Here is a 16,977-nt window from a genome sequence, read left to right on the forward strand (position 1 = left end):
GTGCAGCGACAAACCAGAAGAAACAGGGAGGGCTCGAAGCCGACTTCGGTGCCGATGCAGCAAAGCTCCCTGCCCCGATAGCAGCCGATCACGCGGACGGCCCAAAGTAGACATCTGGCAGCAGATCGCCATGCTGCGTTTGCAGCCCGCATTTCCGCTATTCGCTGCAAGTGCAACACTTGGAGCTAGCTCACAAGGGAAAGAAAAGGTCTTGCTAGTCTACTTCATAGCAATGGAGAGGTGCAGCTCAGCCCGACTAAAATCGGTCGCACAAGGCTCAGGACCCATTGATTTCAGCCAAGTGGCATGATTCACGAGCGGTGATATGGGCGATCTCTTCTGGCTGACCGACGACCAAATGGCCCGTCTGCAACCATATTTTCCAAGCCCCACGGCAAGACGGGCGTGAAATACGACAAACGCCGCTATTAGCGGCGCAATCGGATCGCGATTATGTTCGGCAAGCTCAAGGACTGGCGGCGCATGGCAACCGGCTAAGACAGATGCCCAAAGGTGTTCCTGTCGGTCATCGCTTTGGCAGCAACCGTCATCTACTGGCTATGAGTCCTGAGCCTGGATTCAATTGCCTCATCAGTCAAACGGTTGCAACGGAGCCCTATTCGTTTGGGTTATTCGGATTTTTCAAATCTTCCTGAATAGTGCTGTCGCATTTTTGCGGGTGGTCCACACAACTCACCCGGCGCATATTTCGGAACACATACTATTTCTTCAGGAGCACACATGAGCACCAAGTATTTTGCACCAAAGGGTGGTCATCCCGGTCAGGAGCAATTGTTGACCGACCGCGCTGTTTTTACTGACGCTTATGCCGTGATTCCGAAGGGCACGATGCGGGACATTGTGACCAGTTACCTGCCGTTTTGGGAAGAAACGCGTCTGTGGGTGATCTCGCGACCGCTGAGTGGTTTTGCTGAAACCTTCTCGCAATACATCATGGAAGTTCAACCGGGTGGCGGCTCTGATCGACCCGAGACCGATCCCGAGGCCGAGGGCGTTTTGTTCATAGTCGAAGGTACAGCAACGTTGGTCGTCGAAGACAAGACCTATGATCTGACGCCCGGCGGCTATGCCTATCTGCCGCCAAAAAGTGAATGGACCTTACACAATCGTGCGGATGCTACGCTGCGGTTCCATTGGATTCGAAAGGCTTTCGAACCGGTCGAAGGGCTGGAAACTCCCGATGTTCTGATCCTCAACGAAAATGACATTGAGCCAACCCCAATGCCCGGGACAGACGGCAAATGGGCCACAACGCGATTTGTCGACCCAAGTGATCTGCGCCACGACATGCATGTAACCGTGGTGACGTTTGAGCCCGGCGCCGTCATCCCGTTTCTGGAAACCCATGTGATGGAACATGGTCTCTACGTTCTTGAGGGAAAAGCAGTCTATCGGCTGAACAATGACTGGGTCGAAGTTGAGGCAGGCGACTACATGTGGTTGCGCGCGTTCTGCCCCCAAGCTTGCTATGCAGGTGGGCCGGGCAAGTTCCGCTACCTGCTTTACAAGGACGTGAATCGGCATATGTCACTGCGACCCGCACATTCCGCGTACCCGCAGAACCAGCGCCTCAGGACGGCGGCCGAGTAACAATACCGCCGATTGCAAGGGTCAACAGATGAGCCGCCTCCATGACGAGGTGGCTTAATCTTTCGATTTCAGCCTCACTGACCCGGCTGGTTGGCCCGGAAACCGAAATTCCGGCAATCGCCTCTTTGTTGATATCGAAGACTGGCGCTGCAATACACCGCATGCCCGAGTTCTTCTCTTCGTCGTCGAATGAGAAACCCCTAGCCCTGATGCTTGCGAGGTCCTCCTTCAGCGCTCCAGGGTCGGTAATGGATCGGCTCGTGAATGCCTGTAACTCCACAGTGGCCAGCAGCCGGTCCAACCTGTCTTCGTCCATGTGAGCCAGCAGAGCCTTCCCAATTCCCGACGCGTGCATTGGTGATAGCGTTCCGGGTGGAAAGAACGCACGGATGCTGGCGTGGGTTTCCACCTGGCTCAGGAATAGCACCGAACCTTCCTTCTCGACGCCCAGATTAGCGGTCTCGCCTGTGGATTCCATCAATTTCCGCATGATTGGCCTGGCCCGGTCCACAAGGCTGGTTTGGCGCAGGAAACGTGAGCCGATTACAAACGCACGTGGACCTATGTGCCAAACCTGCTCGTTATGATCGAACTCTACAAGCCCCCTGCCTTCCAGTGTGATCAGTATTCGGTAAACGGTGGCTGGCGACTGTTTCAATTCATCGGACAGCGCGGTCAAAGCTTTGCCGCGCGTCTCGCTCAAATACTCAAAAACCTCCATCGCACGATCAAGAGATTTGATCGTGTTCTGCGCCGTCTTGTCGTCCCACCCCCGTGGTCTTCCACGGGCTTTCCGGCGGGATCCGGGGTCATTATCTCGAGAATCCATAAAAACCCTTTGACTAATTGTGAAAGACTAATTCACCATATGAAAAATATAACCCATTGACAACTATAAATTATATTCGCCTCTGGTTACTTTAATGGCTTTTTTCAAAAATATATCGGGGTGAGCGGCGGGAATCTACTGTGTGGTCAACGACGGAAGGAGACCACCCATGAGCTTTCAAAACCCTGTTTTCATCCCGGGCCCGACCAATATCCCTGAAAGCCTGCGCAAGGCCTGCGATATGCCCACGATCGACCATCGCTCGCCGCTGTTCGGACAAATTCTTCATCCTGCGCGCGCGGGTGTGCAGAAAATTCTGAAAAGCGACAGCGCCGAAGTCTTCATTTTCCCGTCGACCGGGACCGGAGGCTGGGAGACCGCATTGACCAACACCCTGTCCGCCGGTGACAAGGTTCTGGCGGCGCGCAACGGCATGTTCAGCCATCGCTGGATCGATATGTGCCAACGTCATGGGTTGAATGTCGAGATCGTCGAAACCCCATGGGGCGAAGGGCTGCCAGCCGATCGTTACGAAGAGATTCTGACCGCCGATACAAACCATGAAATCAAGGTTGTTCTTGCCACGCATAACGAAACGGCGACAGGCGTAAAGTCGGATATTGCTGCTGTGCGCAAAGCACTGAATGCTGCGGGGCACCCGGCCCTGCTGTTCGTTGATGGGGTGTCTTCAATCGCGTCCATGGACTTCCGCTTTGACGAATGGGGCGTCGATGTTGCCGTCACGGGTTCGCAAAAAGGGTTCATGCTGACGGCGGGCCTGGCCATCGTCGGCTTCAGCCAGAAGGCAATGGATGCGACCAAGACCGGCACCCTGCCCCGCACCTTCTTTGATGTACACGACATGGCAAAGGGCTACGCCAACAACGCCTATCCCTACACGCCAGCGGTTGGACTGATGAATGGCCTCAATCAGGCCTGCGATATGCTGCTGAGTGAAGGTCTGGAAAACGTTTTTGCCCGGCATCATCGGATCGCCGAAGGTGTTCGCGCCGCCGTAGGTGCCTGGGGGCTGGAGCTTTGCGCCGCCAACCCATCGGTGTATTCTGACACCGTAAGCGCGATCCGCACGCCTGACGGCTTCAATGCAACCGATATCGTCACACATGCAGCGGAAAAATACGGCGTTGCCTTCGGTGTGGGCCTTGGAGAAGTCGCCGGCAAGGTATTCCGGATCGGCCACCTTGGCAGCCTGACGGATGTTATGGCTCTGTCCGGAATCGCCACCGCAGAAATGTGCATGGCCGACCTCGGCCTGAACATCCAACTGGGTTCCGGCGTGGCCGCGGCACAAGAATACTACCGCGGTCATCCAGCGGAAGTTCAGAAGGACGCTGCATGATGAAGGATTGTAACATGTACATCCCAACGTATGAGGACATGCTCGCGGCGCATGATCGGATAAAACCTTTCATCCGCCGCACCCCGGTCCGCACTTCCGACTATCTGAACGAGTTGACCGGAGCGCAACTGTTCTTCAAGTGTGAGAACTTTCAGGAACCGGGTGCATTCAAGGTACGCGGTGCCACCAATGCGGTCTTCGGGCTTGATGACGAGCAGGCCAAGAAAGGCGTTGCGACGCATTCTTCGGGCAACCATGCCTCGTGCCTGTCCTATGCCGCAATGAAGCGGGGCATTCCCTGTAACGTGGTCATGCCGCGTACAGCGCCACAGGCAAAGAAAGACACGGTTCGACGCTACGGCGGGAAAATCACCGAATGTGAACCCTCGACCTCGTCTCGTGAAGCGACCTTTGCCGAGGTTCAGGCGGCCACAGGTGGGGATTTTGTACATCCCTACAACGATCCGCGTGTGATCGCGGGACAGGGAACGTGTTCGCGCGAGTTCATCGAGCAGACCGATGGTCTTGATGCGGTTGTCGCCCCAATCGGAGGTGGCGGCATGGTGTCCGGCACCTGCCTGACATTGTCTACTCTGGCTCCTGAAACTGCGATCATCGCGGCAGAACCCGAACAGGCCGACGATGCTTATCGAAGCTTCAAGGCTGGCCACATCATCGCCGATGATGCCCCAAAGACGATTGCCGACGGGCTGCTGGTCCCGCTGAAGGACCTCACCTGGCACTTCGTGTCAAACCACGTATCCGAGATCTACACCGCCTCGGAACAAGAGATCATCGATGCGATGAAGCTGACGTGGAAACACCTGCGGATCGTGATGGAACCATCCTCGGCCGTTCCGCTGGCCACAATCCTGAAGAACCCGGACGCTTTCAAAGGTAAGCGTGTGGGTCTGATCATCACCGGGGGCAATGTCGATCTGGACAAGCTGCCGTGGCTGAATGCGTGACAGTAACCCAACAGACATCAATCCCGACATAGGAATACGGAAATGAAAGATATGACCAATCTCGACAACTTCGAAGTAGGCTATGACATTCCGGCCAAGCCCGGAATGGATGAAGCAGATATCCAGACCCCCAGTCTGATTCTGGATCTCGACGCGCTTGAGCGCAACATCAAGAAGATGGGCGATTATGCCAAGGCTCATGGCATGCGTCACCGAGTGCACGGAAAAATGCACAAATCGGTGGACGTGGCCAAATTGCAGGAGAAAATCGGCGGAGCCGTCGGTGTCTGCTGTCAGAAAGTTTCCGAGGCCGAAGTCTTCGTGCGCGGTGGCATCAAGGACGTTCTGGTGTCGAACCAGGTGCGCGATCCCGCCAAAATCGACCGCCTTGCCAGCCTGCCGAAGCTGGGCAGCCGCATTATCGTTTGTGTTGATGATCTGGACAACGTCGCAGATCTTTCGGGTGCAGCGGTCGATCACGGGACACAGTTGGAAGTTTTCGTCGAAATCGACTGCGGAGCCGGCCGTTGCGGTGTGACCACGACACCCGCAGTGATCGAGATCGCCAAAGCAGTGGAAGCCGCCGACAACCTGAAATTCACCGGCATCCAAGCCTATCAGGGCGCGATGCAGCATCTCGACAGTTACGAGGCGCGCAAGGAAAAGCTCGACACCGCAATCGCGATGGTGAAAGACGCCGTTGAGGGCCTCAAAGCCGAAGGTATCGAATGCGAGCTGGTCTCGGGCGGTGGCACCGGTTCCTACTACTTTGAGGCCAACTCGGGCGTGTACAATGAACTGCAGTGCGGATCCTACGCGTTCATGGATGCCGATTACGGTCGCATCCTGGACAAGGACGGCAACCGGATCGACCAGGGCGAGTGGGAAAATGCCTTCTTCATCCTGACCAGTGTCATGAGCCACGCCAAAGCGGACAAAGCAATTGTCGACGCGGGTCTTAAAGCTCAGTCGGTTGACAGCGGTCTGCCAGTTGTCTTCGGGCGCGACGATGTCGAGTACATCAAGTGTTCGGACGAACATGGCGTTGTTATGGACCCGAACGGTGTGCTCAAGGTCAACGACAAGCTGAAGCTGGTGCCGGGACACTGCGACCCGACCGCAAACGTACACGATTGGTATGTTGGCGTTCGCAACGGCAAGGTCGAATCCGTTTGGCCGGTGTCCGCGCGCGGCCGCGCTTACTGATCCAACCTTACGTAGGTAGGGAGGTCTGACTCGGAGGAAGTCAGGTAGTCGCCTGTGTGTATGCTCTCCTTCCGGCGGTGGCACACGGGCGCACGAATTTTTGATTGGAGAAAGATATGCTGATCGTACCCGAGCGCGAGATCGCTGACCTCATGACCCGCCAAGCGGCCTTTGATGCCGTCGAACAGGTCTTTGCTGCCATGGCGTCCGGCGACGCCTACAATTTTCCCGTCGTGCGCGAAGCCATCGGGCACGAAGATGCACTATACGGCTTCAAGGGTGGGTTTGACCGCGCGGGCCTCACACTTGGCTTAAAAGCGGGTGGTTATTGGCCAAACAACCTAGAAAAACGTGGGCTGATAAACCACCAGTCCACCGTATTTCTTTTTGACCCCGACACTGGAAAGCCGTCGGCGATGGTTGGCGGAAATCTTTTGACAGCCCTACGTACTGCAGCGGCGTCCTCCGTGTCGATCAAACACCTCGCTCGTGCGGACGCCAAGGTCATCGGCATGATCGGCGCTGGCCACCAAGCGGCCTTTCAGCTGCGCGCGGCACTGGAACAACGCGTCTTTGAAAAAGTCATTGGCTGGAACTATCACCCCGAGATGTTGCCGAACATCGAAAAGGTCGCCAATGAAGCCGGTATTCCTTTTGAAGCGGTCGAACTTGACGGCATGACAGAGGCGGACGTGATCATCTCGATCACCTCAGCATTCGCGCCGTCGCTGATGGCGGACCACGTCAGCCCCGGGACGCATGTCGCCTGCATGGGAACGGACACCAAAGGCAAGCAAGAGGTGGAAGCCGCTCTGCTGACCAAAGCGTCAGTCTTCACTGACGAAGTCGCGCAATCAATCTCCATCGGTGAGGCGCAACACGCGGTCGCTCAGGGCCTGATCAAAGAAAGTGATGTGGCGCAGCTCGGCGCGGTAATCAACGGCACGAACCCGGGCCGGGCATCGGACGATCAGATCACCTTGTTCGATGGTACAGGTGTGGGACTTCAGGATCTTGCTGTTGCCGCGTCCGTGGTTGACCTTGCCGTTCAGAAAGGGATCGCAATCGAGGTCGATTTCTGATGCAAAACGGTAGCAACCTGCCCCATCGCCTTGTTGGTACATCCATTCCTAGTGTGCTGCTTAAGGCGACTAGTGGAAGCGATATCGACCTTTCGACGCGGACAGGTTGCACTTACTATTCGACATTCTGTCTGACGAAGACCTGAAGCTGCAAACTGCACTGTCGCTTCCGGCTTTCGAAGCTGGTGGCATGGCGCTGCTAGAGCGTTTTGCCATGGTCCTTCGTGATGGGCAAATTCTGCGTGTGCTCCATCCCATAACGAACCCTGCCGGGAACGCGGAAACAGTTCTCAACTATCTCACCAACAAAGGCTGAGGTCAGCCAACAACGCATGTGCGATTGATCCCGCCCTTTGCGGGCCGGTTCAGCACGTTTGCAGCACAACTTTTTACTGGAGGAATTGAAATGGCTTTGGACGGGTCCAAAAAGGACATCGAACGACAGGCTGCGCTGGATTATCACGAGTTTCCCAAGCCGGGAAAACTGGAGATACGGCCAACAAAACCCATGGCCACGGCCCGTGACCTGTCCCGAGCCTATTCACCGGGTGTGGCCGAGGCGTGCACAGAGATTGCGACCGATCCGGCCCTTGCCACGCGCTATACAGCCAAGCGCAACCTTGTTGCCGTAATCTCGAATGGCACGGCCGTTCTTGGGCTTGGCAATATCGGGGCGCAGGCGTCAAAGCCCGTGATGGAAGGCAAGGCTGTACTGTTTAAGAAATTTGCCGGAATTGACTGCTTTGATATTGAGGTCGACGAAGCCGATCCTGAAAAGCTGGCGGATCTGGTGTGTCGCCTGGAGCCAACCTTTGGTGCGGTGAACCTTGAAGACATCAAAGCCCCGGATTGCTTTACGGTCGAACGTCTCTGTCGCGAACGCATGGGAATTCCGGTGTTTCATGACGATCAGCACGGCACCGCCATTGTGGTTGCCGCTGCCGCCCAGAATGCGCTGCGCATCGCGGGCAAACGGCCCGAAGATATTCGGATTGTGGCACTTGGCGCCGGCGCGGCCGGCGTCGCATGCCTTACGATGCTCAATAAAATGGGCGTTCCACTTAAGAACATGACCGTGTTCAACCGCTCGGGCGTAATTCACGAAAACAGCGAAAACCTTGCACCGGAACAGGCGATCTTCGCCAACGCGGTCGAGGGCACCACGCTCGAGCAAGCACTGAAAGGTGCGGATATGTTTCTTGGCCTGTCCGGTCCGGGAGCGCTTGCGGCAGATCTGGTCGGCAAAATGGCGGAGAAACCCATTATTTTTGCGCTCGCGAACCCGGTTCCGGAAATCATGCCGGAAGAGGCACGGGCGGCAGCGCCCGGGGCGATGATCGCGACCGGCCGGTCGGATTTCCCCAATCAGGTCAACAACGTACTGTGTTTCCCCTTCATCTTTCGCGGGGCGCTGGATGCAGAGGCCAAGGAAATCAACGATGCAATGAAGCTGGCTTGCGTCGATGCAATCGCGTCTCTGGCTCGTCAGACCACTTCGGCAGAAGTCGGTGTAGCCTACGAGGGCGAAGAACTGACGTTCGGCCCGGATTACCTGATCCCCAAACCCTTTGATCCCCGCCTTTTGCCGACGGTTGCCGTAGCTGTGGCCAAAGCTGCAATTGAATCTGGAACCGCCCGTCGCATTCTTGATCTCGACGCGTATCATCAGACGCTTGAGGCCGAGGTGTTCAAGTCATCGCAGATTATGCGCCGCGTCTTCGAAGCGACGCGGAAATCAAAGCGTCGGATCGTCTTTGCCGAGGGAGAGGACCATCGTGTCCTGCGCGCCGCGCAGGCCTTGGTGGAAGACAGAGTTGACACCCCCATCCTCGTCGGTCGCCCCGAAGTCATCACACAGCGTCTTGAAAGAGCCGGAATGACCATAAGGCCAAATATCGATTTTGAGATCGTGAACCCGGAATGTGACCAACGCTATCGCGACTATTGGCGGGCCTATCATACGCAAATGCAGCGCCATGGGGTCACGCCGGATCTCGCCAAGGCGATCATGCGCACAAACACGACAGCGATCGCCGCGACGATGGTTCATCTCGGAGATGCGGACAGCATGGTTTGTGGCGCTGTTGGCCAATATCACTGGCACCTGAACTACGTCTCTCAGATGCTGCAAACAGACCAGCTGTCCCCTGCCGGAGCATTGTCGCTGGTGATCCTCGATGACGGACCGCTGTTTGTTGCGGATACCCACGTGAATGTAGAACACACGCCGGAAACTCTGGCGCGAACGGTCATTGCGGCCGCGCGGCACGTCCGGCGCTTTGGGTTGGAACCACGCGTTGGTCTGTGCTCGGGCTCTCAGTTTGGCAATCTCGACAGCCGTTCCGGTCGTACCATGCGTGCGGCGCTGGACATTCTGGACGACGAACCCTGCGATTTCGAATACGAAGGCGAAATGCACACAGATGCCGCCCTTGATCCGGAGCTGCGCGAAAAGCTATTGCCCGGCAATCGCCTGACCGGTCGCGCAAACGTTCTGATCTATGCCAACACGGATGCGGCAGGAGCGGCCCGCAATCTTTTGAAAAGCGCGGCAGACGGCCTTGAGGTCGGCCCTATCCTGATGGGCATGGGCAATCGCGCCCATATCGTGACGCCTGGAGTGACCCCGCGTGGACTGCTCAATATCGCGGCGCTGGCGGGAACAGACGTATCGACCTACGGCTAAAGATATCAGCCTGCTCTCTCGAATGAGCACCACGAAAAAAGCGGCGCGCCCCCCCGGCACGCCGCTTTTCTTTTTTTTGCGTTGGGATTCAGCGCATCACGCCAGATTCATCAGACGTGATCGTCATGCCCAATGGAGCCAAGACCGTGTCCGGCCATACCGCCAGAAACTTCTTCCGTCGCTTCGTCCGATAGCTCCTCGGGCAAAACAAGGTTCAAGATAATGGCGATGACCGCAGCGGGTAGGATACCCGATGTTGCTAGAACCTTTAACGTACCCGGAAGATACTGCAGTGCACCTGGTTCCAGTTGCAGACCCAAACCAAGGCTCAGGGAAATTGCAAAGATCACCATATTGCGGCGGTTCCAGTTCACATCGGACAGCATCGAGACACCGGCTGCAACCACCATGCCGAACATCACGATGACACCGCCGCCAAGAACTTCAATCGGGATCGACGAGATAATTGCGCCGATTTTCGGAACCAGCCCGCACAGTATCAGGAAGAGTGCGCCGATGGTCACCACCATCCGGCTCATGACCCCGGTCATGGCAATCAAGCCGACATTCTGACTGAACGAGGTGTTTGGCAACGCTCCAAAGAGACCAGAAATCGCGGTTCCGATACCATCAGCGTAAGTGGCACCCTGTATCTCCTTGTCGGTCGCTTCGCGCCCGGCGCCGCCTTTGGTGATCCCGGACACGTCCCCCACCGTCTCGACCGCCGAGACAAAGGACATCGCGCAGAAACCGATGATGGCAGCGACCGAGAATTCAATGCCGAAATGCAGCGGATTCGGCAGTGCGAACGAAGCAGCGTTACCGACGTTACCCAAATTTACTTGTCCAAGGACGAATGCGACTGCGTAGCCGACCAGTAGGCCGATCAAAACAGCTGATACAGACAGCATACCACGCGCAAAGAACTTCAGTCCCAGTGTCACAACGATCACAATTCCGGCCATGAACCAGTTCAGGCCCGAGCCATATTCCTCGGTGCCGATGGCAGGAACACCTCCAGCGGCGTATTGAACGCCGACCTTAACAAGAGCCAATCCGATCATGGTTACCACAAGGCCCGTCACCAACGGCGGAAGCGCAAAGCGAATGCGCCCGATGAACAACCCAAGGAAGGCATGGAACAAACCACCGACGACGACACCGCCCATCAAAACGGCAATGGCATCAACGCCCTTTCCAACCACCAAGGGGATCATGATCGGGATGAAGGCAAACGAAGTCCCCTGCACGATGGGCAGCCGGGCGCCTACAGGACCCAGGCCAATGGACTGAAACAAAGTGGCGACACCCGCAAAGAACATCGACATCTGAATCATGTAGATCATCTGTGGAAAATCGGGACTGTTTGAACCGAACCCGAATCCGGCCGCGCCACAAACGATAATGGCTGGCGTGACGTTGGACACGAACATCGCCAGCACATGCTGAATTCCCAGCGGAACCGCTTTGATCAGCGGTGGCGTGTAATTCGGATCGCGGAGCTGTTCCGGCGTTCCGATGGATGCATCTGACATTTTGTCTTTCCTCCCTTGAGATACGTTGGCCGGCTCCTCTTCCGGCAACGTTCCTCATTCCGTGATTGCAAAAGCCTCCTCGAACCAATGCTCTTCGAGGTTGGGCCCGGCTCCAATTCGGTCGACCACCGCAAATAGTCCGGGCGCATGAAGTGGGGTCAGCACGCCATGCCAAGTGTTGCGATGATAATTTACGCCCTGTCCGGGCGCTGTTTTGAATGCGATGGGCCTCCCCGGCGTTCCGTCTTCGTCCGGGGCCACAACCACAACAAAAGGCTTATCGGACAAGGGCAGAAAGGCCTGGCTACCATCTGGGTGACGCTCAACCATTTCCAGTTTGATCGGCAGGCTGAAAGCCTCGGACTGAAACACGCTGATCCCAGCGCGCCCGTCATGGAAATCCAGCGCGGCGCGGTCGTGGTACCGCGCGCACTTGCCCTGATTGATGAGTTTGTCGACTTGGCCCGACGCTTCGATGACATTACCAAACGGCGCAAAGGCCTCGGCCGTCAGAGGCTGGAGTTTCAATGCGGTCGTCATTCCGCAAACTTCTCGATCAGGCGCAATTCGGCGATCCGCTCGACCTGACGGCAGGCTTCGGCAAATTCGGTGTCGCGGTCACTGTCAATGCGGCGGTGAAAAGCGTCTAGAATGCTGGCCTTGGTGTTGTCCTTGACCGCGATAATAAACGGAAAGCCAAATTTGGTCGTGTAAGCCTCGTTCAACGCCGTGAACGTCGCACGTTCTTCATCGGTCAACATGTCCAGGCCGGCACCGGCCTGCTCCGCCGTGCTTTCCTTGGTCAGACGACCGGCCGCAGCAAGCTTGCCGGCCAGATCCGGGTGTGCAGTCAGAACACCGAGGCGCTGTTCGCTAGTGGCCGTCCGGAATACACGCGCCAGTGCGTTGTGAACACCGGCTGCATTGTCATGCGTCGGTCCCAGCTCCAGTTCAAATGCACCTTCTGCAATCCATGGGCTGTGTTCAAACACACCGCCGAACTCGGCGACAAAGGATTGCTGATCCATTTCAGACGGGGTCAGGCGTTGCATTGGTGGGTGCTCCTTTGCCCAGTGATCAGCGATCTGTTCGCGTGTGGCGAACCAGACGCCCTCATGCTTCATGAAGTGTTCCAACGCGCGTTTCAGCGCCATCGCGCGTCCCGGGCGACCAATTAACCGGCAGTGCAGTCCAATCGACAGCATCTTCGGCGCACCAGCTTCACCCTCGGCATAGAGCATGTCAAAGCTGTCTTTGAGATAGCTCTCGAACTGTTCGCCATTGGTGTAGCCCGCCTGGATCGCAAAACGCATATCGTTGCAATCCATTGTGTAGGGCATGATCAGCTGATCCTTACCCCCTGCCTTTACCCAGTACGGTAAATCATCGGCGTAGCTGTCAGCGATATAGGCAAAGTCGCCTTCTTCAGCGGCCAGATCGACTGTATTCATCGAACAGCGACCCGTGTACCAACCGCGCGGCGGTTGGCCCGTGACCTCGGCATGCAGCCGAATTGCTTCCCGGATCTGGGCGCGCTCTTCTTCTGCGTCCATGTCCTTGTGTTCAATCCACTTGAGACCGTGGCTGGCGATCTCCCAGCCCGCATCCTTCATCGCCGCTACCTGCGCCGGTGCGCGGGCAAGCGCGGTCGCGACGCCATAGACGGTAACAGGCAGATCCTGCAAAAGATGATGCACCCGCCAGAACCCGGCGCGGCTGCCATATTCGTAGATCGACTCCATATTCCAGTGCCTTTGCGCCGGCCACGGCGCAGCACCAGTGATCTCGGACAAGAACGCCTCAGACGCGGCATCGCCGTGCAAAACGTTGTTTTCGCCGCCCTCTTCATAGTTCAGTACAATCTGAACTGCGATCTTGGCATCATTGGGCCAGTTGGCTTTAGGCACTTGCCCACCATAACCGGTCATGTCTCGTGGATAGCGCGTCACATCAGTTTCCTTTTTCTTCTTTTGATCCTTACCCCAAATAATCTGAGATGTTTTTCAAAAAATACGGAAAACAGCTTCGAACAGACTGCCTTTGCCTCTTGCAAGGTGATCGGATTAGTAACGTCTTAACTATTGGAGAGGCACAAATGACTGGATACCTTTCAACACATGTTCTGGATACGGCTCGGGGGTGTCCCGCTGAAGGCTTGAAAATTGAACTTTTTCGGGTCGAAGGCACAGAGCGCACCTTGCTGAAAACTCTGATCACCAATGACGATGGCAGGACCGACGAACAGATTCTGCCCGAAACAGAGTTTTCAACAGGCGAGTACGAACTGGTCTTCTACGCCGGAGAATACCTGGATGCCTCTGGCACCCCGCCTGAGGACCCCCGTTTTCTGAACGTCATCCCGATCCGCTTTGGAATGTCTGAGCACTCGCATTATCACGTCCCACTGCTTCTTTCGCCCTTCGGTTACTCGACCTATCGCGGCAGCTGAGCGACTTACCGGGACGTATTTGCTGCGGCAATCGATGATCCGATACGTTCTATTATGAACTCCATGAATAGCCGTGTTTTGGGATCCTGCATCCGGCGGTGCGTAAAAAGACATGCCATTTGAATCGGTTCCGGCGGCGTTTTTTCTGCCACCGGAACCAGGTTTCCGGCCTTAAGGTGCTGAGCTACCTCAAATACTGGCTTCAACGCGATGCCATGACCGGCAAGGGCCCAGTCCGTCAACACGTCGCCGTCGTCTGACTCGTAGCGTCCGGACACACGGAACCGTTTTGGTCCCGTGTCGGTTTTTAAGAGCCATTGGAATTCCGTCGCGCCCGGAAAGCGTAAATTAAGGCACTCATGCTCATCTGTGATAATATCGTCGCCACTTTGAGGCATCCCACGTTGCTTGATGTATTTCGGCGATGCACAAAGAACTCTCTCAACATCAGCAATCTTGCGAATTCGTAGATTGCTGTCCTCAGGCTGACCAAGAAAAAAGGCCAGGTCCAGACCTTCGGTCGTCAGATCCACATTTCGATCGGTCAGCCGCAGCCTAACACTCACCTCAGCATACTCGGCGAGGAACTTGGGCACCTGTGGAGCTATTAAACGCCGACCGACGCCCAGTGGTGCGGCAACGTAGAGTGACCCTTTCAGGTTCTCTGTCAAGTTGACGATCTGAGCTTCCGCGCTTTCCACCGCCTCAAGGATTTCGGCTGCTCCCCTATAGAAAGATTTTCCTTGCTCAGTGGGCGTCAGGCTGCGTGTCGTGCGTTGAAACAGTCGCACCCCAAGATGCTCTTCCAATTGCGCAATTCGCGCAGAAGTCACGGCAGGTGAAACCCGCAGATCGCGGCCGGCGGCAGACATGCTACCCAACTCGTAAACGCGGACAAAGGTTCTGATGTTATCAAGATAGGACATTATTTTGTGTTTTTTGATACTGCTTGGTCTTTACCAGCAATACCAGAATAAAGCAGTCTCGCATAGAGTGGTTGGAACCAAAGATTCTTAGGAGCAAAGCCATGTATGACCTGGCCGTAATGTGGGAGTGGATCGCCTTTTCCGTCCGCTGGCTGCATGTGATCACCGCGATGGCGTGGATTGGAGCGTCGTTTTACTTTATCGCGCTTGACCTCATGCTCAAGCCGAACCCTGCACTGCCGGAAGGGGCCTACGGCGAGGAATGGGAAGTGCACGGGGGCGGGTTCTATCACACCGTCAAATACCTCGTGGCGCCCGCACGCATGCCCGAGCATCTGACCTGGCACAAATGGCAGAGTTATACGACGTGGCTCTCTGGCGCGGCCTTGCTCATGATCATCTACTGGGTTGGGGGCGAACTATTCTTGCTTGATCCAACCAAAGTGGATCTGTCGCTTTGGCAGGGGATTCTGATCTCTGGCGGATCGCTGACAATTGGTTGGCTGCTTTACGATCAGATGTGCAAATCGAAGTTGAGCGATCACCCGACCGTTCTGATGCTGCTGCTGTTCGTGATCCTGGTGATCATGTCCTGGGGCTATAACCAGATCTTCACGGGCCGCGCTGCGCTTTTGCATCTTGGTGCCTTCACAGCGACGATCATGACGGCCAATGTGTTCTTCCAGATCATGCCGAACCAGCGGATCGTCGTTGAAGACCTTAAGGCCGGTCGCACCCCAGACGCGAAATACGGGAAGATCGCCAAGGTGCGTTCCACGCACAATAACTATCTGACCTTACCGGTCGTGTTCCTGATGCTGTCGAACCACTATCCGCTGGCTTTCGGCACCGAGTATTCGTGGATCATCGCCAGCCTGATCTTCCTGACTGGTGTCACCATCCGTCATTACTTCAACACGATGCATGCAACCGGAAAAGGCCCTCACTGGACCTGGGCTGTCACGGTTCTGCTTATGGTCGTAATTGCCTGGCTGTCTTCGGTCAGAAACGGTGAGACCTGGGAAGACGCCGAAGCGCGCGAAATGACGCCATATGAGCAGAAATATGCGTCAGCCGCCGGTTTCGAGGAAGCCTACGATACTGTTCTGGGCAACTGTTCAATGTGTCATGCCCGAGAACCGGTTTATGGCACGATGAAATGGGCCCCAAAGAAAGTCTACCTCGAAACACCCGGCGATGTGGCGCGTCAGGCCGACCAGATTTACCTGCAGGCCGGGATCAGCCACGCAATGCCACCGCCATCTGCGGTTCAAATGGATGACGAAGCACGCCAGACAATCATCGCATGGGTGCGCGAAGTCAGGGATCAGTAGGCATCCATCCAGTGATCACCGACAGACAAATTAGGTAATTTCACCAAACTCTGCGTACTACTCAAAAAATCTTTTGCTGTGTTGCGCAATATGTTCGACGAACAGACGCACCTTTGGGTCCTGAAGCTTTTTGTGTGGATAAAGACATCCGAAAATCGTTGGCAACGGGGGCGTGTTGGGCAAAACTTCAACCAACCGACCATCTTCAAGAAACTCGCGCACATCAAATCGCGGCTTGTTGACGATCCCCCTACCCGCCAAGGCCCAGTCGGTCAGGACGTCACCGTCATCTGCATCATACTTGCCCCGAACCTCAAGTTTTCGCGGGCCCATGTCGGTGCGGAGCGTCCAGAAATATTCGGGTGATCTGGGGTAGCGCAGCAACAGGCAATTATGGGGCGTATGCAACAGGTCATCAGGTGTCTTGGGCACACCAAATTGCGATAGATACTCTGGCGACGCACATAGAACGCGATCACAGTCCGCGAACTTCCGCAGTTTCATCGTGGAGTCGTCCAGATCGCCAATGAAAAAGGCAATGTCCAGACCGTCGGCCAGAATGTCCACCTTGCGGTCGGACAGTCGCATCCGAATCTCTGTCTCGGGGTAGCGATCCGAGAAATCCGGAACCAGTGGCGCAACGATTCTGCGCCCAACTCCAAGCGGTGCGGTTATGCGAATCGCGCCTCGCGGGGCGTCTGAAAAGCTGGCGACACGCGCCTCGGCATGATCGAGCGCAAGCAGAACGGCCTTGGCCTCATCGTAAAAAACCGATCCAACTTCGGTTGGTGTCATTGACCTGGTCGTTCTGTTGAACAGTCGCACGCCCAAATGGTTCTCAAGCTCTTTCAACCGTTTGCTGGCCACAGCCGGGGTTAACCGCAGGTCGCGCCCGCCGGATGTAATGCTGCCCAGCTCCATCACTCTGACAAAAACACGCAGGCTTTCGATGTACGACATTCGATCCTCTCCTTGCAGAAAGACTGCGCCA

The 16,977-nt window shown here is 56.1% G+C and carries 14 protein-coding genes and 1 pseudogene; 9 read left to right on the forward strand and 6 right to left on the reverse strand.

All coding sequences use genetic code 11. From position 1 onward, the window contains the following. Positions 1-336: 336 nt before the first annotated feature. A pseudogene (locus tag GOX88_RS05905) lies at positions 337-564 on the forward strand (transposase); the annotation flags it as partial. A gap of 177 nt (positions 565-741) precedes the next feature. Next, positions 742-1,611 (forward strand): bifunctional allantoicase/(S)-ureidoglycine aminohydrolase, encoded by an 870-nt coding sequence (locus tag GOX88_RS05910; protein ID WP_170400280.1) that lies wholly within the window; start codon positions 742-744, stop codon positions 1,609-1,611. Here GOX88_RS05910 and bhcR read toward each other — a convergent pair. After that, entirely contained in the window at positions 1,592-2,440 is an 849-nt protein-coding gene (bhcR, locus tag GOX88_RS05915; RefSeq protein ID WP_170400281.1) for an HTH-type transcriptional regulator BhcR, read from the reverse strand. The two genes, GOX88_RS05910 and bhcR, sit on opposite strands and share 20 nt — an antisense overlap. Before the next feature lie 169 nt (positions 2,441-2,609). On the opposite strand from bhcR, the gene bhcA reads away from it, so the two are divergent. The 5 genes from bhcA (at position 2,610) to GOX88_RS05940 (ending at position 9,742) form a co-directional block, all read left to right on the forward strand. Then, a complete protein-coding gene (gene bhcA, locus GOX88_RS05920; protein WP_170400282.1) occupies positions 2,610-3,800 on the forward strand; it encodes an L-aspartate--glyoxylate aminotransferase BhcA in 1,191 nt (396 codons plus the stop codon). Beyond that, on the forward strand, positions 3,800-4,768 hold the full coding sequence (bhcB, locus tag GOX88_RS05925) for a beta-hydroxyaspartate dehydratase BhcB (protein ID WP_170400616.1): 969 nt from the start codon (positions 3,800-3,802) through the stop codon (positions 4,766-4,768). The genes bhcA and bhcB overlap by 1 nt, the downstream gene beginning before the upstream one ends. A 42-nt stretch (positions 4,769-4,810) precedes the next feature. Continuing rightward, on the forward strand, positions 4,811-5,974 hold the full coding sequence (bhcC, locus tag GOX88_RS05930; protein ID WP_170400283.1) for a 3-hydroxy-D-aspartate aldolase BhcC: 1,164 nt from the start codon (positions 4,811-4,813) through the stop codon (positions 5,972-5,974). A gap of 116 nt (positions 5,975-6,090) precedes the next feature. Then, positions 6,091-7,056 carry an iminosuccinate reductase BhcD gene (gene bhcD, locus GOX88_RS05935; RefSeq protein WP_170400284.1) on the forward strand — a complete coding sequence of 322 codons (966 nt, stop codon included), beginning with the start codon at positions 6,091-6,093 and terminating at the stop codon, positions 7,054-7,056. A gap of 406 nt (positions 7,057-7,462) precedes the next feature. Continuing rightward, a complete protein-coding gene (locus GOX88_RS05940) occupies positions 7,463-9,742 on the forward strand; it encodes an NADP-dependent malic enzyme (RefSeq protein ID WP_170400285.1) in 2,280 nt (759 codons plus the stop codon). Positions 9,743-9,852: 110 nt separating this feature from the next. On the opposite strand, the gene GOX88_RS05945 is transcribed toward GOX88_RS05940, so the two are convergent. The 3 genes from GOX88_RS05945 to puuE are packed head-to-tail and all read right to left on the reverse strand — an operon-like array spanning position 9,853 to position 13,226. After that, the gene (locus tag GOX88_RS05945) at positions 9,853-11,277 is read right to left on the reverse strand and encodes a uracil-xanthine permease family protein (protein WP_170400286.1); all 1,425 of its coding nucleotides are present in this window, start codon (positions 11,275-11,277) and stop codon (positions 9,853-9,855) included. Between the two features lie 54 nt (positions 11,278-11,331). Beyond that, on the reverse strand, positions 11,332-11,817 hold the full coding sequence (locus GOX88_RS05950; RefSeq protein ID WP_170400287.1) for an ureidoglycolate lyase: 486 nt from the start codon (positions 11,815-11,817) through the stop codon (positions 11,332-11,334). Next, positions 11,814-13,226, reverse strand: a complete 1,413-nt coding sequence (gene puuE, locus GOX88_RS05955) for an allantoinase PuuE (protein WP_367648057.1) — start codon at positions 13,224-13,226, stop codon at positions 11,814-11,816. The genes GOX88_RS05950 and puuE overlap by 4 nt, the downstream gene beginning before the upstream one ends. Positions 13,227-13,372: 146 nt before the next feature. Here puuE and uraH point away from each other — a divergent pair, with 146 nt between their 5' ends. After that, the gene (gene uraH / locus GOX88_RS05960; RefSeq protein ID WP_170400288.1) at positions 13,373-13,726 is read left to right on the forward strand and encodes a hydroxyisourate hydrolase; all 354 of its coding nucleotides are present in this window, start codon (positions 13,373-13,375) and stop codon (positions 13,724-13,726) included. Between the two features lie 5 nt (positions 13,727-13,731). Here uraH and GOX88_RS05965 read toward each other — a convergent pair whose 3' ends face one another. Further along, positions 13,732-14,652 carry a LysR family transcriptional regulator gene (locus GOX88_RS05965; protein ID WP_170400289.1) on the reverse strand — a complete coding sequence of 307 codons (921 nt, stop codon included), beginning with the start codon at positions 14,650-14,652 and terminating at the stop codon, positions 13,732-13,734. A gap of 101 nt (positions 14,653-14,753) precedes the next feature. Here GOX88_RS05965 and GOX88_RS05970 point away from each other — a divergent pair, with 101 nt between their 5' ends. After that, positions 14,754-15,986: a urate hydroxylase PuuD gene (locus tag GOX88_RS05970; protein ID WP_170400290.1), complete on the forward strand. Its 1,233-nt coding sequence runs from the start codon at positions 14,754-14,756 to the stop codon at positions 15,984-15,986. Positions 15,987-16,043: 57 nt separating this feature from the next. On the opposite strand, the gene GOX88_RS05975 is transcribed toward GOX88_RS05970, so the two are convergent. After that, a complete protein-coding gene (locus tag GOX88_RS05975; protein WP_170400291.1) occupies positions 16,044-16,946 on the reverse strand; it encodes a LysR family transcriptional regulator in 903 nt (300 codons plus the stop codon). Positions 16,947-16,977: the final 31 nt, after the last annotated feature.

This window comes from Ruegeria arenilitoris, from assembly GCF_013030985.1.
Lineage (GTDB): Bacteria > Pseudomonadota > Alphaproteobacteria > Rhodobacterales > Rhodobacteraceae > Ruegeria > Ruegeria arenilitoris_B.